The 25,502-nt window shown below is 41.8% G+C and carries 23 protein-coding genes; 16 read left to right on the top strand and 7 right to left on the bottom strand.

Annotated elements, in window-relative coordinates:
- The first annotated feature begins 13 nt into the window (after positions 1 to 13).
- From E0H88_RS12695 to E0H88_RS12680, 5 genes are all read left to right on the top strand, one after another.
- Positions 14 to 388: a hypothetical protein gene (locus tag E0H88_RS12695; RefSeq protein WP_131274431.1), complete on the top strand. Its 375-nt coding sequence runs from the start codon at positions 14 to 16 to the stop codon at positions 386 to 388.
- Complete coding sequence (locus E0H88_RS12690) at positions 385 to 969, top strand: N-acetylmuramidase family protein (protein WP_131274430.1); 585 nt, start codon at positions 385 to 387, stop codon at positions 967 to 969. The genes E0H88_RS12695 and E0H88_RS12690 overlap by 4 nt, the downstream gene beginning before the upstream one ends.
- The gene (locus tag E0H88_RS12685; protein ID WP_131274429.1) at positions 969 to 1,358 is read left to right on the top strand and encodes a hypothetical protein; all 390 of its coding nucleotides are present in this window, start codon (positions 969 to 971) and stop codon (positions 1,356 to 1,358) included. Before E0H88_RS12690 ends, E0H88_RS12685 begins: the two co-directional genes overlap by 1 nt.
- Positions 1,288 to 1,488 (top strand): Rz1-like lysis system protein LysC, encoded by a 201-nt coding sequence (gene lysC, locus E0H88_RS16335; RefSeq protein ID WP_502699736.1) that lies wholly within the window; start codon positions 1,288 to 1,290, stop codon positions 1,486 to 1,488. The genes E0H88_RS12685 and lysC overlap by 71 nt, the downstream gene beginning before the upstream one ends.
- 458 nt (positions 1,489 to 1,946) lie before the next feature.
- Positions 1,947 to 2,384 (top strand): Sbal_3080 family lipoprotein, encoded by a 438-nt coding sequence (locus E0H88_RS12680; RefSeq protein ID WP_092818259.1) that lies wholly within the window; start codon positions 1,947 to 1,949, stop codon positions 2,382 to 2,384.
- 99 nt (positions 2,385 to 2,483) lie between these two features.
- Here E0H88_RS12680 and E0H88_RS12675 read toward each other — a convergent pair whose 3' ends face one another.
- Complete coding sequence (locus E0H88_RS12675) at positions 2,484 to 2,693, bottom strand: cold-shock protein (RefSeq protein WP_092818258.1); 210 nt, start codon at positions 2,691 to 2,693, stop codon at positions 2,484 to 2,486.
- Between the two features lie 455 nt (positions 2,694 to 3,148).
- On the opposite strand from E0H88_RS12675, the gene E0H88_RS12670 reads away from it, so the two are divergent.
- The 6 genes from E0H88_RS12670 to E0H88_RS12645 all read left to right on the top strand — a co-directional run bounded on the left by E0H88_RS12670 (position 3,149) and on the right by E0H88_RS12645 (position 10,243).
- A complete protein-coding gene (locus E0H88_RS12670; RefSeq protein WP_131274428.1) occupies positions 3,149 to 3,508 on the top strand; it encodes a hypothetical protein in 360 nt (119 codons plus the stop codon).
- Between the two features lie 144 nt (positions 3,509 to 3,652).
- Positions 3,653 to 3,925 (top strand): hypothetical protein, encoded by a 273-nt coding sequence (locus E0H88_RS12665; protein WP_131274427.1) that lies wholly within the window; start codon positions 3,653 to 3,655, stop codon positions 3,923 to 3,925.
- Positions 3,926 to 4,219: 294 nt separating this feature from the next.
- Positions 4,220 to 6,859 carry a bifunctional aconitate hydratase 2/2-methylisocitrate dehydratase gene (locus E0H88_RS12660; protein ID WP_131274426.1) on the top strand — a complete coding sequence of 880 codons (2,640 nt, stop codon included), beginning with the start codon at positions 4,220 to 4,222 and terminating at the stop codon, positions 6,857 to 6,859.
- A 73-nt stretch (positions 6,860 to 6,932) separates the two neighbouring features.
- Complete coding sequence (locus E0H88_RS12655) at positions 6,933 to 7,919, top strand: PD-(D/E)XK nuclease family protein (RefSeq protein ID WP_092818253.1); 987 nt, start codon at positions 6,933 to 6,935, stop codon at positions 7,917 to 7,919.
- Between the two features lie 194 nt (positions 7,920 to 8,113).
- Positions 8,114 to 8,335 (top strand): hypothetical protein, encoded by a 222-nt coding sequence (locus E0H88_RS12650; protein ID WP_131274425.1) that lies wholly within the window; start codon positions 8,114 to 8,116, stop codon positions 8,333 to 8,335.
- 342 nt (positions 8,336 to 8,677) lie between these two features.
- On the top strand, positions 8,678 to 10,243 hold the full coding sequence (locus tag E0H88_RS12645; protein ID WP_131274424.1) for a sensor domain-containing diguanylate cyclase: 1,566 nt from the start codon (positions 8,678 to 8,680) through the stop codon (positions 10,241 to 10,243).
- Positions 10,244 to 10,277: 34 nt separating this feature from the next.
- Here E0H88_RS12645 and E0H88_RS12640 read toward each other — a convergent pair whose 3' ends face one another.
- Positions 10,278 to 12,830 carry a bifunctional diguanylate cyclase/phosphodiesterase gene (locus tag E0H88_RS12640; RefSeq protein ID WP_131274423.1) on the bottom strand — a complete coding sequence of 851 codons (2,553 nt, stop codon included), beginning with the start codon at positions 12,828 to 12,830 and terminating at the stop codon, positions 10,278 to 10,280.
- Positions 12,831 to 13,609: 779 nt separating this feature from the next.
- Between E0H88_RS12640 and E0H88_RS12635 the strand changes: the two genes are divergently transcribed.
- The 4 genes from E0H88_RS12635 to E0H88_RS12620 all read left to right on the top strand — a co-directional run bounded on the left by E0H88_RS12635 (position 13,610) and on the right by E0H88_RS12620 (position 19,647).
- Positions 13,610 to 14,524, top strand: a complete 915-nt coding sequence (locus tag E0H88_RS12635; protein WP_131274422.1) for a cation diffusion facilitator family transporter — start codon at positions 13,610 to 13,612, stop codon at positions 14,522 to 14,524.
- A 179-nt stretch (positions 14,525 to 14,703) separates the two neighbouring features.
- Positions 14,704 to 15,765, top strand: coding sequence for an HlyD family secretion protein (locus E0H88_RS12630; protein WP_131274421.1), 1,062 nt, complete (start codon positions 14,704 to 14,706; stop codon positions 15,763 to 15,765).
- Positions 15,762 to 18,518 (top strand): ribosome-associated ATPase/putative transporter RbbA, encoded by a 2,757-nt coding sequence (gene rbbA / locus E0H88_RS12625; RefSeq protein WP_131274420.1) that lies wholly within the window; start codon positions 15,762 to 15,764, stop codon positions 18,516 to 18,518. The genes E0H88_RS12630 and rbbA overlap by 4 nt, the downstream gene beginning before the upstream one ends.
- Position 18,519: 1 nt before the next feature.
- A complete protein-coding gene (locus tag E0H88_RS12620; protein WP_092818241.1) occupies positions 18,520 to 19,647 on the top strand; it encodes an ABC transporter permease in 1,128 nt (375 codons plus the stop codon).
- A gap of 278 nt (positions 19,648 to 19,925) precedes the next feature.
- On the opposite strand, the gene E0H88_RS12615 is transcribed toward E0H88_RS12620, so the two are convergent.
- From E0H88_RS12615 to E0H88_RS12605, 3 genes are all read right to left on the bottom strand, one after another.
- Positions 19,926 to 20,627 carry a VIT1/CCC1 transporter family protein gene (locus tag E0H88_RS12615; RefSeq protein ID WP_131274419.1) on the bottom strand — a complete coding sequence of 234 codons (702 nt, stop codon included), beginning with the start codon at positions 20,625 to 20,627 and terminating at the stop codon, positions 19,926 to 19,928.
- Between the two features lie 557 nt (positions 20,628 to 21,184).
- Positions 21,185 to 21,670 carry an Lrp/AsnC family transcriptional regulator gene (locus tag E0H88_RS12610; RefSeq protein WP_092818166.1) on the bottom strand — a complete coding sequence of 162 codons (486 nt, stop codon included), beginning with the start codon at positions 21,668 to 21,670 and terminating at the stop codon, positions 21,185 to 21,187.
- Positions 21,671 to 21,940: 270 nt separating this feature from the next.
- Entirely contained in the window at positions 21,941 to 22,807 is an 867-nt protein-coding gene (locus tag E0H88_RS12605) for an alpha/beta hydrolase family protein (RefSeq protein ID WP_131274418.1), read from the bottom strand.
- Between the two features lie 118 nt (positions 22,808 to 22,925).
- On the opposite strand from E0H88_RS12605, the gene E0H88_RS12600 reads away from it, so the two are divergent.
- A complete protein-coding gene (locus E0H88_RS12600) occupies positions 22,926 to 23,396 on the top strand; it encodes a hypothetical protein (RefSeq protein WP_131274417.1) in 471 nt (156 codons plus the stop codon).
- A 78-nt stretch (positions 23,397 to 23,474) separates the two neighbouring features.
- Here the strand turns inward: E0H88_RS12600 and E0H88_RS16145 are convergent, their stop codons facing one another.
- The gene (locus E0H88_RS16145; protein WP_092818163.1) at positions 23,475 to 23,717 is read right to left on the bottom strand and encodes a hypothetical protein; all 243 of its coding nucleotides are present in this window, start codon (positions 23,715 to 23,717) and stop codon (positions 23,475 to 23,477) included.
- A 471-nt stretch (positions 23,718 to 24,188) separates the two neighbouring features.
- Positions 24,189 to 25,481: a branched-chain amino acid transport system II carrier protein gene (gene brnQ / locus E0H88_RS12590; RefSeq protein ID WP_131274416.1), complete on the bottom strand. Its 1,293-nt coding sequence runs from the start codon at positions 25,479 to 25,481 to the stop codon at positions 24,189 to 24,191.
- Positions 25,482 to 25,502 lie beyond the last annotated feature (21 nt).

Raw genomic sequence — 25,502 nt, 5'->3', positions numbered from 1 at the left:
TTAGGGGTAACAGGTGGAACCAGTATCTAGCAGCGTGGCTGCATTTTTAAAGTTTTATGGAATGGTGGTAGTCACAACACTGGCTATCATCATGGTTGCAACTGTTGTACTGATGATGCGAATGCCGCGCTCACCACAAGAATGGGTAACCGGTCTGATTTGCACAGTGGTATCAAGCCTGGCAGGTGGTGCACTCATTATTATTAAGTTTGGCCTACATCAATGGGTCACTGATATTTGGGGAATGATCGCCCTTGGCGGATTCTTCTTTACGTGTGGATTGCCGGGATGGGCATTGGTCCGCTGGGTATTCAATTTTATTGATCAGCGCGAAGGTCGAACGCTGATTGAAATCATTCGTGAAATTAGAGGTGAGTATAAGAAATGAGTAAGAAACTGACTGAAGCACAAATTGCAGCTCAAGCCAAAGCATTGGGTATTGAAGTTGCAGCACTCCGAGCGGTGATTGAAGTTGAGTGTAAAGGCTCTGGCTTTAATGAAGACGGAACACCGGTCATATTATTTGAACGGCATGTCATGCGTCAGCGTTTGATCGCAAACAAACGTGATATCGATCTGAGTCTAATCAGTGTTGAACGACCAGATTTATGTAGTAAGTCTACCGGTGCTTATGGCCTGTATTCGGCTCAGCATGGACGATTAAATGCAGCTGCTCAATATCATCGTGATTCAGCATTGGAATCTGCATCATGGGGAATCGGGCAAGTGATGGGTTACCACTGGCATGCTTTAGGTTATCTATCGTTACAAACCTTCATCAACGCCATGTACAAAGATGAAGCCTCCCAGCTTGATGCTATGTGTCGGTACATCAAGGTAAATAACCTGGTTAATGCTCTGAAGAACAAAGACTGGAAATCCTTTGCACGTGGTTATAACGGTGCTGCTTATGCCAAGAACAGTTATGACGTGAAGCTTGGTAATGCTTATAAAAAATGGAGTAAATAATGCCAATACTCTTATTCCTATGGAAATTCAGATACTGGACCGCAATAGCGGTCTTTTTCTTTTTATGGGTGGGGCAAATTGCCTATACCAATCATTTGTCCGGGAAGCTGAAAGTCGCAGATGCTGAATGTGCCGAACGCATCAATAAAGTAAATGATGCTTATCAAGGTGCAATCAATGCATGGAGAACAAAAGTTTCAACTGCTGAAACAGAACTTGAGGCCGAACGTCAAAACATCAAAATCCAATTCAGGGATATAAAACATGAAACTCAAAAAGTTATTACTCAGCGTATTTATACTGATTGCAAGCTTACCGATGATGGCATGTCAATCGCTGAAGCCGCCCGCATTGCCGCCAATTCCCGCAAGCATGCTGGTACCATGTGATGAATACAAAGCTCTAGAAAACAATACAATGGGTGAGTTGCTGACTCGTTATGTTGAAAGTCTAGAAATCGGCGCTGAATGCGCTGCAAAGGTTGATGCATTTATTAAGATTCATAAGCCCTCTAAGTGAGGGTTAACTCCACACCCCACTCAAAACCACATAATTACTCTGCAAATTTAAACCCCACCCAGGCTCCTTCCTAAAAATCTCTCCATTCTTAATCGTGTGCTCTATATAAAAGTAGGTCCATGTTTTCATATCCATCTCTTGTAGTTATTTTTCCCATCTAAATTATACCCATATATAGTCATGAAAAAAATGTAGACTGATTTGTAGACTGTTGAATTGTATTTGTAGACTGCTCATGGTTGTTAGTGCGAAGTATTGCATATAAACAATACATTTGAAAACAATGATCTACAGCTATTTATAGCTAATTAGATCAATTGCAAAACAATGTTCTCAGAACTGGCGTTTCTAAATTTAGCGTTGTGATCTTCTTTTCATCATTAACCGCCTTCGGGCGGTTTTTTATGATATAAAATATTGTTTTTACTGTTTTATTATTAATTATAAGAAGGGTTAGAATGAAAAAATTATTGATTGTGGGAATGGTGGCGAGTGGCTTGACCGGTTGTACGGCTATTCAGGTGAATAACAGCACTGGATTTCATCCGGAGTCGATTAAGCAGGTATGTATTGTTCATAATCCAAAAGTCATCATTAATAATTTTGATCAATTGGTTGTGAAGAGTTTTGCACGCTACAACATTCAGGCACAAACCTACAAAGAAACCGATAATTTAAGTTTCTGTCAGACTACACTGCATTATACTGCTTTAAGAGCATGGGATCTTGCGCCATATATGGTGTCTGCACGGTTTAACTTGATTCAGAATGGCCGCCAGGTGTCTGAAGCATCCTTCAGATTAAAAGGCAATGGAGGATTTGCATTAAATAAATGGCGGAGTACCGAAACTAAAATCAATGAACTGGTAGATCAATTGTTAAATAAAACGCCATAAGTTAGCGCATAAGCATTTTATAAAGCACAAAAAAAGCGAGAGTTTGACTCTCGCTTCTTAAAAAAATCACGCTTGCAGCAGGCAAGCGTGATTTTAAAATTATAGTGCTACGATGTTTACAGCATTCGGGCCTTTTTGACCTTGAGCGATGCTGAATTCAACTTGTTGGCCTTCAGCTAAAGTTTTGAAGCCAGAACCTGTGATTTCGCTGAAATGAGCGAAAACGTCCGGGCCATTTTCTTGTTGAATAAAACCGAAACCTTTAGTTTCGTTAAACCATTTAACAGTGCCTTTTACAGTGTTAGACATAATACAATCCTATAAAAATGTTTTTAGCTTATTGAAAAGCCAGATAATTTAACTTGAAAAGAAGAATGGAACTTTAAATCTGAAAAACGAAGGATTATGACTAAAACTGCGAAATACAAGAAGATTTACCAGAACAAACTATTTTTCTAGTTATCCTTAAGCATACAGCTATGTTTGAGCTTATGCAAATGAATAGACTACCTATCGCTGTTTTTTATAACTGAAATTTGTAACTGACTGATTATTTGAAATGGCGTGCATCATTTAAAGCAGATGAGTTAAAACATACCCAGGTTCCATTCCACGTATTTATTGAATATCTTAAGCTAAAATAGGGTTTATCTTATTTGTATCATTCATCTTATTTCGCTCATGATTTTTCTGGATATCCGGTTTCCATGATTTCGTATTTTGCCTAACTTTGATTATGATAGGAGGCAACAGGAGAGATATTGATGAAAAAGTTATTCACTTTGATGGCATTGGTTGCTTTGGTGGGCTGTACTGAAAAGAAGCCATTAACACCTGAAGAGCAGTGGAAAGGCTATTGTACGAGTATGGGTAATGCGGCAAACAATATTATGTATGACCGTCAAAATACCATTACCAAAGAGGCAGCTATAGAACACGCCAACAAGATTGAAGATCAAATCACCAAAACCTTTATTCTGGATATTATTGAACAGGTTTATGCATTTCCATTGCAGGAAATCACTCAAGATCCGGAAGCCAGCCGTAATCAATTCAAGCAGAAAATTACCGAAAAATGTATCGTCACGCCGCATGACAAGATGCCAAATTACAAACCGTTCTAATGAACGGTTTTTTTATATCTATCTATAAAATAGCCTAAGCAAAATTAAAAAATAAATTGTGACATTTGCTTAAGTAAAAATATAGAAAAGCTTATCTTGTTATTGAATAATGAGATAAAGAATTATAATGACTGGAGTAGAAATATGGATGTGATTGGCTACTTGCATCATGAAGATTTGCTCTTGGAAGATGAGCATGGTGTAGCGATTATTGGTGGGGCAAATTATGTCCTGAGTGTGGGAGATAAAGTGTTTCTGCGCAAAAAATTGGCAGATCAGCATTATCCACGCTATCTGGTTGATATTTCATTTGCCAGTAATCAGTATCAGGGCTTATTTGAAGATGAATGTGCCGTTAAATTTACCGGGAACCGCGCGGAATTAGCTCAATATTTAACAGCAACCACTGTCCACTAAGGTTGAATATTTTTATAAAAGCAAAAAAGGCAACATAGGGTTGTCTTTTTTATGTTTAATGTTCCATTAAAAGTGAATTTTCATCATTAAAAAGCTTTAAAAGTGAAGGATTTGCTTATTGTGTAATCGATATGCGCATCATTTAGCTACAAAATAATGGGCATCACAAAGAAACACTGTACTTGCATTAACTTTTAACTGGAATTTTAGTAAAATTTAGCAGTCCATATTATTTGCGAAGCTTTGAATAAGCTGGAATTCGTAAATAATTTTTTAAAAAAGAGGAATAACACCGTGCTAGAAGCTTACCGCCAACACGTTGCAGAACGTGCTGCACTCGGAGTCCCACCGAAGCCACTTGACGATGCTCAAACAGCTGACTTGGTTGAACTATTAAAAAATCCCCCAGCTGGAGAAGAAGCATTTTTAGTTGACTTGCTTGAAAACCGTGTTCCAGCAGGTGTTGACCAAGCTGCTTATGTTAAAGCTGCTTTCTTGGCTGCCGTGGCAAAAGGTGAAACAACTTCTCCATTAGTTTCTAAAGAACGTGCGGTTTACTTACTAGGTACTATGCTTGGTGGTTATAACGTTGCGCCTTTAGTTGCTTTACTTGATGACGCTGTTCTTGGTGAGCTTGCTGCTGAAGCGCTGAAAAAAACTCTTCTTGTATTTGATGCATTCCACGACGTAGCTGATAAAGCGAAAGCGGGTAACGCAAATGCAAAAGCTGTGCTTCAATCTTGGGCTGATGCTGAATGGTTCACAAGCCGTAAAGATGTTCCAGAAGAAATCAAATTAACAGTATTCAAAGTTACTGGTGAAACCAACACTGATGACTTGTCTCCAGCTCAAGACGCTTGGAGCCGTCCCGATATCCCATTACATGCAAATGCGATGTTGAAAAACGTACGTGACGGTATTAACCCGGAAGTTCCTGGTGAAGTTGGTCCGTTAAACCAAATCAAAGAACTCATCGCGAAAGGCAACCAGGTTGCTTATGTAGGTGACGTTGTTGGTACAGGTTCTTCTCGTAAATCTGCAACTAACTCTGTACTTTGGTTCTTCGGTGACGAAATCGCTCACATCCCGAACAAAAAAGACGGTGGTTACTGCTTAGGTTCTAAGATCGCTCCGATTTTCTTCAATACGATGGAAGATGCTGGTGCATTACCGATCGAGATCGACGTTGCTAACATGAACATGGGCGACGAAATCGTTCTTAACATCGATCATGCTGCTGCAAAAGTGACTGCTTCTAAAAATGGCGAACAAATCGCTGAAGCTGAACTTAAAACTCCAGTGCTTCTAGACGAAGTGCGTGCTGGTGGCCGTATTAACCTGATCGTTGGTCGTGGTCTAACTGCTAAAGCGCGTGAAGCTTTAGGTCTTGCACCTTCAACTTTATTCCGTACTCCGGTTCAACCTGAGAATACTGGTAAAGGCTTCACTCAAGCTCAAAAAATGGTAGGTCGCGCTTGTGGTCTTCCTGAAGGTCAAGGTGTTCGTCCAGGTACTTACTGCGAACCTAAGATGACGACTGTTGGTTCTCAAGATACAACAGGTCCAATGACTCGTGACGAATTAAAAGACTTGGCTTGCCTAGGTTTCTCTGCTGACCTAGTTATGCAATCTTTCTGTCACACAGCTGCGTATCCAAAACCAGTTGACGTACAAATGCAACACACGCTTCCTGATTTCATCATGAACCGTGGCGGTGTGTCTTTACGTCCAGGTGACGGTATTATCCACTCTTGGTTAAACCGTATGCTTCTTCCAGATACAGTAGGTACTGGTGGTGACTCACATACTCGTTTCCCAATCGGTATTTCATTCCCAGCGGGTTCTGGTCTTGTAGCGTTCGCTGCAGCAACTGGTGTTATGCCACTTGACATGCCTGAGTCTGTACTTGTGAAGTTCAAAGGTAAAATGCAGCCTGGTATCACTTTACGTGACCTTGTACATGCGATTCCTTACTACGCAATTAAAGAAGGTGACTTAACTGTAGAGAAGAAAGGTAAGAAAAATATCTTCTCTGGTCGTATCCTTGAGATCGACCTGACAGAAATGGAAACTGACCTGACTGTAGAGCAAGCGTTCGAACTTTCTGATGCTTCTGCTGAACGTTCTGCTGCTGGCTGTTCAATCACGCTTTCTGAAGAGAAAGTTGCTGAATACCTTCGTTCAAACATCACCATGCTTAAGTGGATGATCTCTGAAGGTTATGGCGATGCGCGTACTATGGCTCGTCGTGTTGAGAACATGGAAAAATGGTTAGCGAACCCATCACTTCTTAAAGCTGATGCTGATGCTGAATACACTAAAGTGTATGAAATTGATCTAGCTGACATCAAAGAACCTATCCTTTGCTGCCCGAACGACCCAGATGACGCTAAACTTCTTTCTGACGTTCAAGGCGTGAAAATTGACGAAGTATTCGTTGGTTCATGTATGACAAACATCGGTCACTTCCGTGCTGCTGGTAAATTACTTGATAAAGTACCTGGTGGTTCATTGTCTACTCGTTTATGGTTGGCTCCACCAACTCGTATGGACGAGCACCAATTGATGGAAGAAGGTTTCTATAACATTTATGGTAAAGCTGGCGCGCGTACTGAAATGCCAGGCTGTTCATTATGTATGGGTAACCAGGCACGTGTAGCTCCGAACACGACTTGTGTATCGACTTCTACCCGTAACTTCCCGAACCGTTTAGGTCAAGGCGCTAACGTTTACTTGGCTTCTGCTGAACTTGCATCTGTTGCTGCTGTACTTGGTAAATTACCAACTCCAGAAGAATATCAACAATATGCAGCTCAAATCGACAGCATGTCTGCTGACATCTACCAATACTTGAACTTCGACAAGATGGGCGAGTATACAGATGCTGCTAAAGACATCGATACCAAGAAAATTGCTGCTGCTCAATTGTCTTAATTGATTGAAAATTAAGATAAAATGAGTTAAAAATAAGGGCTGATTTATCAGCCCTTATTTTTTGAGTATAAAAATGGATAAGCCAAATATTTTTAAATATGCAACAAAAGAATTATCGCAAGATGCTTTTATTTTTTGGTTATTAGATCATGCAAATCCTAAATATATGCATGTTAATCAAGATCTAAAAAATTGTGCTTTAAGTTTAATCTCAGAATTTTTTAAATTAGAAAATAAAGAAATGCCTGAGAAATTTGAAAACTTCAGTCTTTCTAAACAATATAAAAATATTGATATCCTACTTAAAATAAATGAATTTTCTATCATTATTGAGGATAAGACTGGTACAAAAGCACATGGTGATCAATTAACTAGATATAAAAATATAATAGCCTCTGAAGTTGGAGAGGAAAATGTATTAGCTATCTTCTTTAAAACCCATGATCAATCAAATTATAAAAAAGAAATCAATGATGGATTTAAAATCTTTTCTAGAAATAAGCTGATTGCAGTTTTAGATAACTTTGAAGATGTATCAAGCGACATTTTTAATGACTTCAAAGATTATATTAAATCTATTGAAAATGAAGTAAATGCATTTGCGGTTAAAGAAAAGTGGAATAATAAAAATTGGATTGGATTTTTCAAATATCTTCAACAAGACTTAAAGCGTGGAGATTGGGGGTATGTATCTAACCCTAATGGTGGATTTATGGGTTATTGGTGGGCATTTCAAAGAAATGAATTTTGTCTACAATATTTACAAATCCAACAAGATGATTTGGTTTTAAAAATTAATAGTAATAAAGCTGAAAATGATAAAAAATTTAGAGATATTTGTTATAAACACTATTTAAATAAAGCTAAGCAGGAAGGTTTAAGTTTCGAAAAACCAGCAAGATTTGGGAAGGGAGAAACAATGACTATCCTCACTACAAAATATCTTGTGAAGAATAAGGAAACAGGCTTAGTTAATATTGACCAGACAATTGCAAGACTAAGAGAATACACACAATTTATTGAAAAGCATGCTTTAACAGCGGATGAATTTTTAGGATAGCTAGAAAATCAACATCTTCTAGTATTTTTTACTCGGATTCATATGTATTGAATATGATTTTAAATTATCAGATCAAGATGTACTTGGTCTGATTAAAAGTTTCTATATTCATGTTGTTGGCTACACTTTACAGTTGTAGCAATACATCGTTTAATCACGCAAGTTGTAGTGATTTAAAAAGTTGATCTAAGCACATGTCCAAACAATCCCGCTTCCTCTGCATCGGTGGTTTCCTTAACGGAACCCAAGTCAAAGACCAAGGCGACAGCTTTGTCTGCGTTGAAAAAGGTAAAAATGTGACTTATACAAAAAAGGAAATCTTCCATCAAGATGCATGGGATCATGACTACTATGTCTATGAAAACGTAACCGACCAACAAGCACGAAATTGGGTGTATGACATCAAATCAAGCTAATAGATTATTCGGTAAATATATTTTTTTTTAAATGCTCATACCGTAAAAATGATTTGAGCCCTGAATCCTAAGCGGTATTAGCCGTAGTTTCAGAATTCTTATTGTCCGTATAAAGTAAAATGAACTGCTGACAGTAAATTTTGAGCCAATTTATAATTTATTTTTTCAATTTTTCAACTTTAAATTTATACTGTGATTTACGCATTAAGCTCGGGTTCCAGTAACTCAAGGCCAGAGCTTAAAAGCATGAATGATCTAGTTTATTTTAAATAAATTTGTTAAATTAGTCATTGAATATGTTGTAAAATATAAATAAAGTCACACTCGTTCGGGATCAGGTTTTTGAAACAGATTCTCTTGGCACTTAAATTAAATCTTCGAAAACTGATCCTGATTTCAATTATTATCAGTGTTTCGTGCTTGTTTATTGTTTCTGTATTTATTCTCAATTATGTTATTAAAGACCAATTAATTCAGAATTCACTTTTAGTGAATGTCAAATATGCTTCAAAAGTTGCCAACAGCGCAGATCAGCATTTCGACGATATGCTCAAAGAGTTAAAATATAGTGCTGACCTGTTAGGACAGGACTTTTCTAATCCTCAGTTAATACAACAGGAAGCAAAGCGTCTTAAAAATCAGTCCAACAAGTTTAATAGCTTATTAATTGTTGATAAACAGGGAAGAGTCATCTCTTTTGCACCGCAAAGTTTAAATTTGAGCCCCCATATTTCATATAAATCAGTGGGAATTGTTGAATCTTTAAAGCATAAAAGCACATATATTTCTCCTCCCTATTGGTCAATTAGACATAACCTTGTTGTGCTGCTGTCTCAACCTATTTATGACCAGAATAAAAATTATCTGGGTATGGTGGGGGGCACAATTTATTTACAAAAAAATAATCTGATTCAGAAAATGCTTTCAACCGAGTATGACTTTAAAAAAAGTTATATGTATGTCATTGATCAGGAGAATCGAATTATTTTTCATCCTGATCCGAGCAGAATTGGAGAAAAAATTATTAATAATACTGGCCTAGATTATATGACACGTACACGAATGGGAAGTGTCCGGTTAATCAATAGTCGGGGTGTCGAAAATTTGGCAGGTTTTGCAGATATTCCCAGTGTGAACTGGATTATCGTTTCCCAGCAACCGACGGAAGAGTTGTTCAAACAGGCGAATGATATTCTTTTAAAAGTTTCAGTTGGAATTTTAATTTTTTATTTGTTTATCTTTTTTATTGTCTGGCGAATGTCACGCTTTATTTCTTCACCTTTAAACAGTTTGGCAAAAATGGCCAGCATGCTTAATCAACCAGACATTCAAGATAAAATCAAACAAGTCGATCCCTGGTATTTTGAAGTTTTAAAGTTTAGAACGTCATTGTTACTCAGCTCGCAAACGTTCAGTGAAAAGATTACTGAATTACGTCATCATGTGAATACTGACCCACTGACGGGTTTATATAATCGGCGCGGTATGCAGATTTTCTTGAAAGAATTGGTGAGTTTAGGAAGAAGTTTTGCTGTGCTGGCAATTGATATCGATTTTTTTAAGAATGTGAATGATAGCTATGGTCATGATCAAGGCGATGCCGTTTTAAAAACCCTGGCCAGTTTGATGAAAAATAACTTCAGGGACGAAGACATCTGTTGTCGGACAGGAGGCGAAGAGTTTATTGTATTAATGACCACTTCAGACCCTAAGGTTGCTTACAATGCTGCGGAACGCTTAAGAAAAACAATGGAATCAAGCAACAGCAATACTATCGGCCCAATTACCCTGTCTATTGGAATCGCATTTTGGCCTAAAAGCTCAACCGATGTGAGCGAAGTTTTTAAAATGGCGGATAATAAACTTTATCAGGCTAAAAATAGCGGACGTAACTGTATTCGTTATTAGAGTGGAACAGTATTTATTTTCATACTCATCCTATCTACTTATAATTAAGTTTAAGCTCCCTAAGAGCAGCTGGTTTGGCAAAATAGTAGCCCTGAAAATCATCACATTCATATTTTTTTAGAAACTGGGCTTGATCCTGATTTTCTATTCCTTCAGCAACCACGTGCAATCCTAGTTGATGAGCCATAACAATAATGGCTGCGACAATCGCGCCATCTTTTTCATTTTGAGGTAAATGTTCAATAAAACTGCGATCAAGTTTTATCTCATCCACAGGTAAAGTCCGTAAATAACTCAGACTCGAGTATCCTGTGCCAAAGTCATCGACAGAAACCTTGATGCCCAAATCACGAACAGCTTTTAGAATTTCTAAAGAACGGTCAGCACCCGCAATTAACATGGTCTCGGTGACTTCAATTTTTAATAACTCGGGCTGTAACTGGGTATCTGCAAGCGTTTCCTGTAAGTCATGCAAAAAGCCTGTGCGCTTAAATTGTAAAGGGGAAAGATTGACAGCTACACTCAGGTTAGCCCCATTTTTCTTGTTCCACGCAACAATATCCTGACAGGCTTGCTGTAACACCCATTGACCAATAACTACAATCTGGCCGGTTTTTTCAGCAAACGGAATGAATTCTACCGGAGAGATAAAGCCTCTTTGTGGATGCTGCCAACGGATTAAGGCTTCGACACTTTTTAATTGGCCTGAGCGAGCATCAATAACGGGTTGATAGACTAACCTGAACTGCTTTTCTTGCATGGCAACCATTAATTCGTGGCGCATCAGCACGTAATCGATTTTCGGTGTGCCGATAGAATTAAACGCATACCAATGCCAGGCATTTCCGCCTTCTTTTTTCGCTTCATTCATGGCATGTATCGCATGATGAAGTAATTGAGTCGATTTTTCTATTTGAGGGTCATCATCTGCAATGCCAATACTCGCACTCATATGAATTTTATGGCCATCAAGCTCAAATGGAGCTGACAGGCTTTTTAATATTTGCTCTGCAATAACAGCGACCTGTTTTAAATCATGGCATTTATTCAGAAGTATGCCAAATTCATCTGCTGAAAAATGAGAAATGATATCTTCTTCTTGGATGACCTGACGCAGGCGATTTGCTACAGCAATCAGAAGTTGATCACCAATGATGTGCCCCAAACTTTGATTTAAAGGCTGGAATCCATCTAAATCAACATACATCACAATCAGGGAGCGATGATTATCATGTTGAAGGTGGAAGGCAACATCCAGTATTTTTTCAAAAGTATGATGGTTAATTAATCCGGTTAAACTGTCATGGGTTTGCTGACGGGCAATATATTCGCTATTCGCCCGCTGTTGGGTAATATCTTGCTGAATCCCGATAAAGTGCGTGCAAAAATTTTTATCATCAAAAACGGGTCCTAATATGAGCTGGTTCCAGAACCAGCTGCCATCTTTACGATAGTTTTTTAAGGTCACCTGGATTTCTTGCTGTTCTTGAAGTGCATTGTGGATTTTATACACTGCCTCTGGATCTGTTTCGGGACCTTGCAGAAAGCGACAATTTTTACCGGTGATTTCTTCTTTTTTATAACCCGTCAGGCTTTCAAAAGCAGGATTCACATATTCAATGGCCTGGTCCGCGGTGGCCTTAGTCAACACGATGCCATGAGGATTGGCATCGACACTACGTTTCAGTAGCCGTAACATTTCTTCGGTTTCATGCCGTTCGGTAATATCATGGGCAATCCCAAATACACCGACCACCTGTTGGGCTTGTTGAATAGGTAAATAAGTGAGGTCTAGCCAGTAACATTTCCCCAAGGCATTCTGTGCCTGGATTTCCAGGTGTTGACTGTGGCCTTGCAAGGCCTGTTCAAATGCAGTTTGAGCTACTGACTGAAAGTCAGCACAAATAAATTTTGAGAAATGTGAGCCCCGAGTCTGTTCAAGATTAAATTTAGTGATCTCTTCAGAGGCGAGATTGACATCAATAATGATGCCTTCAGGATTATGTTCAAAAATGGCATCGGGATGGTAGGTGAAGAACGAACGGTATTTATCATTGAGCGCCAGTCTTTGTTGCCGTTCTGCATGCAGGTCCATACTCAGGGCAACCAGAGATGCGGCATGAGAAATTAACTTAATATGAGTAGAGGTGGGGCATTTAGGAGAACGATAATAGGTTGCAAAGGTTCCATAGAGGGTTCCCTGCGCATTGATAATAGGTGTTGACCAGCAGGCGTTCAGATTTTCTTCTTGAATCAGGCTATGGAAAGCTTCCCAGTTGGGGTCAGTGGCTAAATTTTCACAAATCACCAGTTTTCGGTGAAAAGCTGCTGCACCACATGCTCCCACATGTGGACCAATTTTTAGATCAGAAACGGTTTCTATATATCGGTTGGAAAAATGCTGGCTACCACTAATTAAATTTAAAGTTTGTTTTGTTTCTGAGTACAACATGATGGAGACCATTGAATCCGGTATCCGGGCCTCTAACCATTCACTGACGGTCTGATAGATGATTGCTAAGTCTGCATGTTGCCCAATTAAATTAAAGATGGATTGAGTATCTAAATAACTCGCTGTTTGACTCATATAGCATACCGTCCTTGAGTTGTATTGCGCATTTTTGATAGATTCTCAAGCGAAATTACGTAAAACCAAAGCTAAAGGTTGATTATTAATCTCACATAAATAATATAACAAAAATACGATAACCTTCACACATAATTATCAGAAAGTCTTATAGATAATCAGGCTTTAATTTAAACCGCTCGCCTAAACGATGCTAATTTAATCCTAAAAATCATTAGGGCTGAAAGTAGAATTTTATCTTTAAGGCTAAACAGCGTATTCACGCAGTTGCATTGCAACAGTATATTGTCCTTCACAGTCAAAACACGCTGTAAATTGTATCCGGCGGAATAGAACCTGTAATCGAACCATCAATAATAGAAACATAGTGATTAAGCAGGCATTCAGTACTCTCAAAATGTTGAATAGACTTGTAGGGGTATTGAGGCAGAAGACAAAGATTGGAGCTGAGAATCGGTTCAATTATCGGGATTTATGCTATAGAACTGAGCAAAAAATGACGTGTGAAAGGCATACCCGTAAGGAACACTGACTTTTTGAGCTTATCTAATCCAGCTTATTTGTGGCTCCATATAGTAACATCTAAAAACATGTTGATTGATTATTCAAATGAATTGGCCACTCCGGTTGTTGAGGCAAATGGGCTTACTCATATTTTTACACCCGAAAATATCATGGGATGTCTCATTGAAGAAGAATAGGTACTCGAAAAAATTTATAATCCATCATACTGATATATAATTGATTTCAATCAAATGAACTGAGCGACTGGAGCAGCGATGTCTGTACAGCATTTCGATGATGATACCCATGAAGATGATTTAATCCATCCAGAAGAACGTGCGCAGGCAGCAAGTAAAACCACTTGGGTCAGTGTATGTATTAACCTGTTTTTATCCATCTTTCAGATTGTGGTCGGCATTTTTGCCAAGTCCCAGGGTCTGATTGCGGACGGTATTCATACCCTCAGCGATTTGGTGGCAGACTTTATTGTCCTGTTTGCCAACCATCACAGCAAAAAAGAAGCCGATGAAGATCATCCTTTTGGCCATCACCGTTTCGAGACGGCAGCCTCTTTTATTCTCGGTCTGCTGTTATTGGGAGTCGGTATTGGCATGCTGATTATGGCAACGAATAAAATTCTTAACCCTGAAGACATTCCAAAAGTACAGGCAGTGGCCTTGTATATCGCAATGCTGGCGCTGGTAGGGAAGGAATTATTGTTTCGTTACATGCTGAAAGTGGCCAAAAAAGTCAAATCCAGTATGCTGGTTGCGAATGCCTGGCATGCCCGTTCTGATGCCGCTTCATCTCTGGTGGTACTGGTCGGCATTGCCGGCAACCTGTTGGGTTATCCCATTCTTGACCCGATTGCTGCCTTGGTGGTCGGTTTGATGATTATAAAAATGGGTTGGGAATTTGCCTGGCAAGCATTAAGTGATCTCATGGACCGGGCGGCAGATGAACATGAAATCAAGGCAATCGAACAGACATTTCTCTCTACTGAAGGTATTCTGGGAGTGCATAATATTCGGACCCGTAAAATGGGCGATATGATTATTGTGGATGCACATATTGAGGTCGATGGTAATTTGAGTGTGCGTCAAGGACACGATATTTCAGTGAATGCCAGAAATCGGGTGATGAAGAAGCATCAGGTGATAGATGTCATCACTCATATGGACCCTGTTTAATTTATCCTGAAGGTATTTGATACACAACCTCAGCGACTGAGCGTTAAACTACAGTAGATTGACAGCGCAAAGTTGCTTCATTCGCTCCACGGTCACCTTATGCTGCATATTGAGGGTGACCTGACGGCTATAAAATAATTTTGAAAGATGTCTTTAGAATAAAATTTGGGTAAATGCACATGAATATAAAGAAACTCTCTGTTGTCGGTGCAATTGTGGTTTTGGGGCTGGTGGCCTATCTGGTCTGGAAAAACATGAACCAGCCGGATACACAGGCGTTGGTCAGTGGCAATGGGCGGATTGAAGCGACTGAAATCAATATCTCCAGTAAATTGTCTGGCCAGCTGGAAGAAATCCTTGTGCAGGAAGGTGAATTTGTCGAAGCTGGTCAGGTTTTGGCACGGATTAAAGTTTCTACCCTGGAAGCACAGCTGCGCGAAGTTCAGGCCCAGCAGCGTCAGGCACAGGATGGCATTGCGACCGCAGAAGCCCAGGTGGCAATGCGCATCAGTGAAAAAGCGGCAGCCGCAGCCATGGTCGAGCAGCGTGAAACCGAACTGGTCGCTGCCAAAAACCGTCTGGCACGAACCGAAATTCTGGCCAAAGACGGGGCAGTCTCTAAACAGCAGCTAGATGATGAGCGTGCCGATGTCAAAAGTGTTGCAGCCGTGCTGAGTGCGGCAAGAGCACAAGTGGACAGTGCACAAAGTGCGATTGTGGCAGCACGTAGCCAGGTGTCGAGTGCACGCTCGCAAGTCGATGCCATCAAGGCCACCATAGAGCGGATCAATTTCGATATTGAAGATGCCCAGCTTAAGGCACCTTTGAAGGCACGCGTCCAGTTTCTGGTGGCACAGCCGGGTGAAATGATTGCCGCAGGCGGACGGGTCATGAACCTGATCGACCTTTCTGATGTTTATATGACCTTCTTTCTGCCGGAAACCGTGGCCGGCCGGATTGCGATAGGCAGCGAAGTCCGTATTGTACTGGATGCAGCCAAAAACGTAGTCATTCCTGCCCGCGTTTCTTTTGTCGCTGATACAGCCCAGTTCACCCCAAAGACGGTGGAAACCGAAAGTGAACGTCAGAAGCTGATGTTCCGGATCAAGGCGAAAATTGATCCGGTACTGTTACAAAAATACATCCAGCAAGTCAAAACCGGCCTTCCGGGCGTGGCCTATATCAAAATTGATGATAATGCCCCTTGGCCTGCATTCCTAAGTAATCTGGTTAAATCATGACAGTCTTATCTGCACAGGGCACGATTGTTGCCGACATTCAGCAGGTCAGTCTGAAATATGGCAAGACCCAGGCCTTAAAGGACATTTCCCTGTCGTTGCCAGCGGGTTGCATGATGGGTCTGATCGGTCCGGATGGCGTGGGAAAATCCAGCCTGCTGGCATTACTGGCCGGTGCCAAAGTGGTTCAGCAAGGCCGCTTGATGGTGCTTGGTGGCGATATTGCCGATGCAAAACACCGTAGAAAAGTCTGTCCGCATATTGCTTATATGCCGCAGGGGCTTGGCAAAAACTTGTCCAAAACCCTTTCAGTTGAAGAAAATCTGCAGTTTGTTGCCCGCTTATTCGGACACAATGCAGCAGAAAGCCGAAAACGTATTGATGCACTGACCAAAAGCACGGGGCTGTATGAGTTTTTGGATCGTCCGGCCGGAAAACTGTCCGGCGGGATGAAACAGAAGCTCGGCCTGTGTTGCTCCCTGATTCATGATCCGGACTTTTTGATCCTGGATGAACCCACCACCGGGGTCGACCCCTTGGCACGTGCACAATTTTGGGAGTTGATTCAACGTATCCGTAGCGTCCGTCCACAGATGAGTGTCATTGTCGCCACGGCGTATATGGATGAAGCGCAGGGCTTTGACTGGCTGGCGATGATGGATGCAGGCAGCATCCTTCAAACCGGTAGTCCCCAGGAATTGTTGGCCCAGACGGATAGTAGCAGTCTGGAAGAAGCCTACATCAAGCTTTTGCCGGAGGAAAAGAAACAGGGCTATGAACCGGTGGTGATTCCGCCTTTAGCGGATGATGGTTCGGATGGCTATGCCCTGGAAGCCCAGAACCTGACGGTTAAATTTGGCGACTTTACAGCAGTGGATCATGTCAATTTCCAGATTCGCCGTGGTGAAATTTTTGGATTCTTAGGCTCTAATGGTTGTGGCAAGTCGACCACCATGAAGGTCTTGACCGGATTGCTGGAGGCTTCGGAAGGGCAAGCCTGGCTGTTCGGACAACCGGTGCAAGGCAGCGATATTGCCACGCGTCGGCGTGTCGGCTACATGTCGCAATCCTTTTCCCTTTATAGTGAATTAACCATCATTCAGAACCTGGTGCTGCATGCCAAACTATTCCATGTGCCGGCAGAGCAGATCGCGTCACGTGTGCAAGAAATGCTGCAACGCTTTGACCTGATGGCGCTGAAAGACAAATTGCCGGATGATTTGCCACTGGGGATCAGGCAGCGTCTGTCACTGGCGGTAGCATTGGTGCATAATCCTGAAATCCTGATTCTGGATGAGCCAACCTCCGGGGTCGACCCGATTGCCCGGGACAAGTTCTGGCATTATCTGATCACCCTGTCGCGCCAGGATGGGGTTACCATCTTTATTTCCACCCACTTTATGAATGAAGCCGAGCGCTGTGACCGCATGTCGCTGATGCATGCCGGACGGGTGCTGGACAGTGCTGCACCGGCCAAATTGATGCAGAACCGGCAGGCTGAAACCCTGGAACAGGCCTTTATTGGTTATCTATTGGATGCGGGTGCGGGCAGCCAAGCTGCAGCGGAAGAACAGGAGGAAAACAGTTCAGCCGATCATCCGCCCATCAGGACGCAGCAAAGAACATCCAGCCGATTCAGCCTGCAACGGCTGCTCAGTTATGCCTGGCGCGAATCACTGGAGCTGGCCCGTGATCCGATTCGTGCCACCATGGCCTTGGTCGGTTCGATTATCCTGCTGTTTGTGATGGGTTACGGCATTACCATGGATGTGGATGGTCTGACTTTTGCAGTGCTGGACCGGGATCAGACCGGACTGAGCCAGAACTACAACATGAGTATAGCCGGTTCACCTTATTTCGTCGAAAAGGCACCTTTGCAAAGTTATGATGATCTGGACCAGCGCATGCGCAGCGGCGATATTGCTTTAGCGATCGAGATTCCGCCGGGTTTTGCCCGGGATGTGGCCCGGGGTGAAAATGTCAAGATTGGCGCCTGGATTGATGGAGCCATGCCCCAGCGTGCCGAAACGGTGCAGGGCTATGTACAGGGCATTCATGCACACTGGTTGATGCAGCAGGCGCTGGAGCAAAGCGGGTATAAAATATCAAGTACAGTCAATGTTGAAACCCGCTTCCGCTATAACCCGGATATCAAGAGCCTGCCGGCAATGGCACCGGCCTTATTTCCGCTGCTCATCCTGCTGATTCCGGCCATGCTGACGGCGTTGTCTGTAGTGCGGGAAAAAGAGCTGGGTTCGATAGTCAATCTGTATGTCACTCCGGTCACCCGCAGTGAATTCCTGATCGGCAAGCAGATTCCCTACGTGGTGCTGGCCATGCTGAACTATGTCCTGATGTGCCTGATTATTGTGCTGATGTTTGATGTACCGATCAAAGGCAGTTTCCTGACCCTGACCCTGGCTTCATTCCTGTTTATTATTTTTTCTACGGGCACGGGTTTACTGGCCTCCGCCCTGACCAAAAGCCAGATTGCCTCGATGTTTCTGGTCATGCTGGGTACGCTGATTCCGGTGATGCAGTTTGCCGGTATTATTAATCCGGTTTCCTCACTGGAAGGATTTGGCCGCTTGTTTGGCGGGATTTATCCTGCTACACATATGGTGAACATCAGCCGTGGCGTGTTTAACAAGGCTTTAGGTTTTCAGGACTTGCATCAGTCTCTTTGGGTCATCTTGCTGTCGGTGCCGGTCATTATGTGTGCGGCAATCCTTGCGCTAAAAAAACAGGAGTCTTAGGATGTTCAGTCAGAAAATACAGAATATCTACCAGCTCGGTTGCAAGGAATTGTGGAGTCTATGGCGTGACCCGGTCATGCTGATCCTGATCATCTACACCTTTACCGTGGCGATTTATACGGCAGCGACCGCCATGACCGACAGCCTGAACATGGCGCCGATTGCGATTGTGGATGAAGATCATTCGACCTTGTCCGAGCGAATCACTTCGGCATTTTACCCGCCTTATTTTATTCCGCAAAGCACTGAGCTGAATTATATGGATGCCGGAATGGATGCCGGGGAATTTACCTTCGCACTGAATATTCCGGTTAATTTTCAGGAAGATGTGCTTGCAGGAAAAGCAGCTGCGGTTCAGGTCAATGTCGATGCTACGCGCATGTCTCAGGCGATGACCGGGGCTGGCTATATTCAGCAGATTATTCAGTCGGAAGTCAGTGAATATGTGTTGCACAACAGGAAAGTGAGCAGCATGCCGGTTGAACTGGAGATGCGTGCCCGCTTTAACCCGTTGCTGGACCAGAAATGGTTCGGCAGTGTCATGGAAATCATCAATAACGTGGCGATGCTGTCCATCATTCTGACCGGAGCAGCGTTAATCCGCGAGCGTGAGCACGGTACGGTAGAACACCTGATGGTGATGCCGGTTACGGTGTTTGAAATTATGATGTCCAAGGTCTGGTCCATGAGCCTGGTGGTATTGATTGCAGCTTTTACCGGGCTGAAACTGGTAGTACAGCTAGCCTTGCAGGTTCCGGTTGAAGGGAACCTGCTGCTGTTCTTCTTTGGGGCATTATTGACCCTGTTTGCCACCACTTCGATGGGTATTTATCTGGCCACCATGTCGAAATCGATGCCGCAGTTTGGTTTATTGATGATGCTGATTCTGATCCCGATGGAAATGCTTTCAGGCGGGATGACACCGCGTGAAAGTATGCCGGAGGTATTGCAGTATCTGATGCTGATTGCCCCGACCACGCATTTTGTTGAACTGGCCCAGGCTATTCTGTATCGAAATGCGGGACTGAATATCGTTTGGCCGTCGTTTCTCTGGCTGGTTGGCATTGCCGTGCTGTTTTTCTATGTGGCCTGGAAACGCTTTAAAGATACCATTCATACCATGACCTGAGCATTTATATGAATATGCAAGAAAAACCGGGGGGCAGGTAAATATCAGTATTTTTAAATAGCGCTAAGTGGCCCGTAAAGATAGCTTTGCTTGGACAGGCCTCATGCTGATGGGATACGAGCAAGATTTCACTGGAGCTGAATGCGTTGAAAATAAAGATGCTTTTTAACTTAAAATGACATGCTTGATCAATATAAAGCATGTCACACATTTCTATCTATAGACTGAGGATTTATGTCCATCATGGGCAAAGACTGGGAAACATATACAAAGCGGTCTTAAGCCACACTCACATTAAATAATGAGCCGATCCAGGCGCTGAATAACATGGCGATAATCCCCCAAAGCATGACCCGGATGGAGCCTCTCCAGATGCTGACTCCACCAGCATAACTCGCTAATGCCCCCATAATGCCGAGACTTAATACCCCAATTACCATCACGCCTTTCTCTAAATATTGCTCGGGCAGCAGCAGAATTGAAACTAAAGGAAAGAGTGAGCCGATGGTAAATGCAGCAGCTGAAGAGAAGGCCGCGCGAAAAGGCTGTGCAGAGGTATGATCTGAAATACCAATTTCATCACGCGCATGTGCATCTAAGGCATTGTGTGCAGTCAGCTGGCGGGCAACTTCTTCAGCTAAAGCGGGTTGCAATCCGCGTTGTATATAAATGTTCTTTAATTCTTGCAATTCTGGCTCAGGATGGCGTTGCAGTTCGCGCTGTTCCATCTCCAGATCATTCTTTTCAATGTCCTGTTGTGATTTAACCGAGATATATTCACCGGCAGCCATTGATGCCGCCCCAGAGATTAATCCGGCGACACAGGTCACAAGTAAAGTATGGGTAGATGCGCCACTGGCCGCGATTCCGACCACCAGACTGGTGACGGAGATAATGCCGTCATTTGCCCCCAGCACAGCTGCACGTAACCATCCGGCACGTTCGATATAATGTTTTTCAAGATGATATGAATGGCGCACAAGGTATATCCTTTTTTATTATCATGATGATTATAGTTAAATTTATTTCAATGTAGAGATGATTATTGAATAATTTTGAAAAAGCTGCTGAATAATCTCAGTGAGTTGGCTATCTCATTGTTCCTTCCAATTGTTCCTTAAAGCTTGCACAATTCAACAAGTGGGTGATGGAATGTCATTAATTGATGATTTTGAAAATAGTCAATCATATAAATTATGTATAAAAAAAGATTGGGTGGCAGTATTTCAAATGTGTCAGATAAAGTGAATTTGATTACTTTAGAATATATCCTTTTAAACGCTGTTATGTTTGAGCCAGTGGTTGATATGGCAATGAATCATTTGAGGGAATGATATTGCTCATGGCATGCCTTAAAGACGAAAGCAGTTCAAGCAAAGGCAGTTAAAATATTTTATTTTAGAGATGAAAAAGCCCCATGGTTAGGGGCTAGTCGTATGCACATCCAGGGCACATACTGTAAGAGGCTCATCTCATACTGCGCGTATTAAAACATAAATACATCTGCTTGTGTGATTGAAGTTCTTAATCTTTCAGATTATTCAATCATCATTAAATCGGCCGTATTGGCCAGTTTTAAAGGCCTTAAGGCAAAAATCGAACGGGTATGACGGATTCCATTCATGCAATATAAATTTTTACGCAAAAAACGCTCATAGTGTTCCGAATTTTTTACCGCAACTTTGACCAGATAATCATAATCACCCGTGACCAAATGAGCTTCCACCACTTCAGGCATATTAGCTAGGGCTTCACTAAACTGTTCCAGAATTTCATCATCATGACGTTCCAGGGTAATCTCAATAAAAAACAGCTCATTAATACCAATCGCCTTGGGATTGATATTGGCGGTATAGCTATCAATGACTTTCAGGTTTTCCAGACGCTTAAGACGCGTCCAGCAAGGAGAGGAAGACAAACCGACTTTTTCAGCCAGTTGCGTCACCGTTAAACGGCCATCACGGTGAAGTTCAGCAAGAATACGGCGGTCAATCTTGTCCAAACTGTAATTATTTTCCTTCATAACACAAACTGCAAAAGATTCTTCTGAATAAATGTTATTTATAGCATGAGTATGCTGTTTAAAAGAAAAATCCTGGAGAATTAGGCAAAATTATTGGGACAAAGGTTGCTAATATAAGCACATCAACTCAGGGTTGTTTGGGTCAATAACCTTGAGTGTGCATACGGCACCTGATGTATTGCTACATAGGTGCCGTATGCATTTTGAATGACGAAAATAGAAAATATTGCAGCAGATGACGGATCACATGGTGAAGAGTGAAAAAGGAAACTAGACAGACAGGTGCTGTTCAATCACCGGCCACAAGTTTTGATGAGACTTCCTAAACATCAGCATATGACCAATGCCTTTGTGCCCATATTCCTGCGGTTGAAGTTCAATCATTTCTGTATGCGATTTTGGATATAAACGCAGCAGGTCTTTCACATTGGCTTGAGTCGCGATCTCATCATCCGTTGCCCAGATGGACGTAATCGGACAGGTGATCTGGGCATGATAATCATGTGCGGATGCCACTTTTTTACCAATCGCGTTGATGATATAACCTGGTTTGCTACAGAACTGTGCCCATTCACGTGCCACATCTTTAGGCAAGTTTTCGCCCATGCCGATAGCCTGGGTTGGGCCATAACCTTTGGTAATACGTGCCAATGGAAAAATGACATTAAACATGACAGGAGCGAGCAATCTGGTACGGCCCTTTAAGCCTTTAACATGTCCTGTTGAGCCTGAAACCGCGACGACTTTGGCTACTTTTTCATGGTTAGGCACAATACCCAAAAGCTGACCGCCAGCACTGTGACCCACTAAAATGACCTGATCTGCTTGAGTTTTATATAATAAGGTTTTTATTGCAGCAGGAATATCCAGTTGCCCCCAATCTACAATACTGGCTTCAGATTGGCTAACCGGACCATGTAAAGAACGGCCAATTCCGCGGAAGTCAAAACTCAAAACATCATAGCCTTGCGTGGTTAACCATTCTGCAAAAGCTTGATAAAAATTTTGGGTAATCCCGGTTGCTGGGCAGATGAGGACGGGACAATTCTTTTTTTGCATAGCGCTGGCCGTATAAAAGCGAGCGCTGAGTGAATATCCATCTTTACAGGTAATTGTTAATGCTTCAAAAGTGTTCATATGAGGGAATATAGGATAAGTGGGTATGATGACTACTGTAGCTAAGTTCTAAAAAGAAACTTGTAAAATGAATGACTTTAAAGTCAAAATAACGGTCTAAAAATAAGGATATAAATCAATGGAAGCGGAAAATTTAACGCAGGCCGTAGCTTGGGCAGTGCTATTTAGCGGTATTTTTCTTTGGGTGGGGATGCTGACCGGAATATGGAAATATTATCAAATCAGGCAGTCAGCACAGGCACGTGCGCATTATTATGTCGATATTGCGCATAGAAGCAGTTTGCTCTATGCACCTGCCAGCCTGATTATTGCAGTTTTAGCCTATTTTTCAGTATGGAATGAACTGCTCAATTTAATCTTGGTATTGATCAATCTTTTCTTTTTTAGCTTTTCAATTTTAAGCTATATATTGCATGGCTGGCTGAAAGATACCACCAATCAGTTTAAGCAACCGCATCAGGTGGGACGTTGGCATTTACCGAAATGGATGCTGAGCAGTGCAATGATTTTGCTGATCATCGGGGAATTGGGGGCTACAGCAGGATTATTGCTGGGTACAATGCTGGGCTTGGGCAAGATTTTAATTTGATGGTTTGTTTTTTATTTTAAGTATTTGATCATTAATCTTTTTAGTTCTTTTTAAGATGGGTGATAGTTCACCCATCATTTATTCTGTAGATGTATTCTGCTTCTGGTACCGATATTTCTGATCGACTATAGCCCACACATAGAAAGCTACCGATACAATAAAAGCATATATGAAGAATTCAGGCTTTAAATTGCCTTGAATTAATCCATGAATAATGAGCGTCACAAGCAGAGCAGCAGTGGTACTCAGATAAGTGACCATATTCTTATTTGCTTTTAGAGCGTTAATGAAGATTTCTTTATTGAAATGTAATGATAACATCTCCACCCCTCCGGTTGTTTATTGACCTAAACCTAATTGTTTTAGTCAGATTAGTTTCTAATGTTGTACTTGTTATTTCATTTCATTTCAATAGCAAATGTCATTATTTTGTAATAAAAGCATGTTAGTGCATAAATGAACATGATGACCTTATTCACATGAATATTGGTTATTTTTAAGCATATATCTATGCTTATCATCTGCTTGTGAATGAGAAACCATTAAAGTTACAACAATAGTGAATATAAATAAGCAATATTGATGCCAGTCTGGAAGTGCATCAATGTCTGAAAGGGGATTGCAGCGATAATTTGCCTGATAGGGACTGATTTAATTTTATATTTTTAACAAACCGTGTTGGGGCGATGAAAAGTAAACAATAAAACCCAGTTTGGGTAAAACATGGCGTTTTATTGATCACGGTTAAAATCTGATTTGGGTAAAACGAGATTTTAATCATATCAACAGCGGTTATTGTCTAACTTTGTCGATGACGATGGCAATAATCAGCACAATAATAGAGGGAATTAGCCAGGCTAAATTTTGTGCATTTAAAGGTAAATTTTGAATGAAACCCGGTAAGTATGCTTCGAGTCCTGCAACTTTCAGGCCGTCAAAAATACCGAATAGCATAGCCACTGCAGTGACGGGTGCAACCACATAAGCGGGCTTGTTGAAAAATTTCCACAAGAAGCTCAGTAGAATCACCACAATTGCCGGTGGATAAATGGCACTTAAAACAGGCACAGATACTGCAATCAGTTTGGTTAAACCGAGGTTTGAAATGATGAAAGAGAATCCCACTAAAATGAAAACCAAAATTTTATAAGGAACTTTGGTCAGTTCCGAGAAGTATTCTGCACATGCACAGGTTAAACCAATTGCTGTGACCATACAGGCCAGGAAAATCATGCCGGTCAGGAACACCGAGCCAATATCACCAAAAGCATGCTGCACGTAGGCATGCAGGATCACTGCACCATTTGCTGCATTTGGCGCGACTTCATGGCTACCTAAACCGAGCTTGAACAGGCTTAAATAAACCAGAGTTAAACCTACACCGGAAATCAGGCTGGCAATCACGGCATACTTGGTCACCAGTTTTTTATCCGTTACGCCACGTGAATGAATCGCGTGAATAATGACAATACCGAAAACCAGTGCACCCAAAGTGTCCATGGTTAAGTAGCCGTTGACAAAACCTTCAGAAACCGGGGCGGCAACATAATTGTTAATTGCAGGTGGAATGAATCCGGCAGGAATGACAAATGCGGCGATACCTAATACCGCCAAAGAAATAATCTTTAAAGGTGCCAGGAAATGACCGACAGTGTCGAGCAGTTTATTGGGGTATAAGGAAATAGCAGTGACGACTGCAAAATAAATTGCACTATAAGTGAGCAGACTGCTACTTGAGGTACCAAAATAAGAAGAAAAACCGATTTCATAGGAAACCGTGGCTGTACGAGGCGTTGCAAATAAAGGACCAACAGCTAAATAACATACAATGGTTAAAATCAGACTGGCGACTTTACCCAAAGGTGAACTTAAATTCTGGATAGATCCTTCTACACGTGACAGTGCCATAATGGTGATAACAGGCAGACCAACTGCGGTAATCAGAAAACCTAAAGCAGCTAACCATACATGTTCACCCGCTTGTTGAGCGACAATTGGTGGAAAGATAATATTGCCCGCACCAATAAAAAGTGCAAAAGTCATAAAACCCAAGGCAATAATATCCCTTGTACGGAGATTTGTCATAAATGGGGAGAGGAATTAAAA

Source organism: Acinetobacter sp. ANC 4216 (assembly GCF_004331195.1).
In the GTDB taxonomy this organism is placed as follows: Bacteria; Pseudomonadota; Gammaproteobacteria; order Pseudomonadales; family Moraxellaceae; genus Acinetobacter; species Acinetobacter kookii.
Note: the sequence above shows the minus strand (reverse complement) of the source record. Positions and strands in the feature narration are given on the sequence as shown.